The organism is Sphingobium sp. LMC3-1-1.1 (assembly GCF_040676285.1).
Lineage (GTDB): Bacteria > Pseudomonadota > Alphaproteobacteria > Sphingomonadales > Sphingomonadaceae > Sphingobium.
On sequence record NZ_JBEGHQ010000069.1, the window covers coordinates 1 to 342 of the forward strand.

General features: G+C 67.5%; 1 pseudogene. It reads right to left on the bottom strand.

Annotation, left to right across the window (positions count from 1 at the left end):
• A pseudogene (locus tag MRBLMC3_RS21125) lies at window positions 1-342 on the bottom strand (hypothetical protein); the annotation flags it as partial.

A 342-nucleotide genomic window follows, 5' to 3' on the forward strand; every position in this document is an offset into this window, starting at 1 on the left:
GATAGATCGGCGCCTCGGGGCTGAGCATCTCGACGAGCGTGGTGTCCCCTTCGCGCAGGAAGCGTCCGCACACGACGTTCATGGCGTCTGCCAGATGCTGGGCCACGTTCGAGTTCGGCCCGAAATTATTGCCCGTGCCCGTGGAAACCGGCCCGCGCTTCGAATCGCGCGCGAACATCTCGGTGGCGGCGCGCAGCTGGCCCTCGGGCAATCCGGCGCGGTGCGTCACCATCTCCTCGTTGAACGGCTCGACCGCCTCGCGCAGCGCGGCCATGCCCTCGGGGCCGACATAGCGCTCGCAGAACTCCTTGTCCTCCCAGCCTTCGGCGAGGATCATGCGGA